Genomic DNA, 525 nt, shown 5'->3' with positions numbered 1-525 from the left:
CTGCTCGCCGTCGTGTGGACGAGCTGCGGGAGGATGCCGACCGCATTCACGCCGAGCTGGATGTGGCCGAGCGGGAGTGGAACGAGTGGGTCATCGCCCGCTCGCGCGTGGGCGAGGTGCTGGCCCCGGACGACGACGCCGACGCCTCCGAGGACCAGGGCCATCCGGACGGGCCGCCGGTTCGTCCCGAGCCGGCGGAAGCGGCGAGGCGGAAGTCCGTGGTACCGATGTGGCGTGCGGGACTGGCCTGCTCGGCGCTCTCGGTGGACTATCAGCGCATCCTGCAGGCTCTCGCGGACCGGAGCCGGCTCGGTCAAGGACCTTTGACGTGCCAGGAGATGGCGGCCTGCTTCGGCCTGGACCCGGTGCCGGCGAAGGTGGAAGCGCTGCGGTCGAAGGCGAAGCGGCTGGTGGCCCGGGGTTGGCTGGTCGAGGCGGCGCCGGGCAAGTTCACGCTCGCGAAGGACGTGGCCGGGCAAGGCGGCGCGTCATGAGCATCGTCATCGACCAGTAGACCATCGCCTC

1 protein-coding gene is annotated in these 525 nt (G+C 71.2%); it reads left to right on the top strand.

What is annotated here, in order from left to right; genetic code table 11:
• Window positions 1-494, top strand: a 494-nt coding sequence (locus K7G59_RS34430) for a hypothetical protein (protein ID WP_225840676.1), incomplete at its 5' end; no start/stop codon positions are given.
• Between the last annotated feature and the right edge of the window lie 31 nt (window positions 495-525).

It is taken from the genome of Streptomyces sp. NK08204, from assembly GCF_020400585.1.
In the GTDB taxonomy this organism is placed as follows: Bacteria; Actinomycetota; Actinomycetes; order Streptomycetales; family Streptomycetaceae; genus Streptomyces.
Note: the sequence above shows the minus strand (reverse complement) of the source record. Positions and strands in the feature narration are given on the sequence as shown.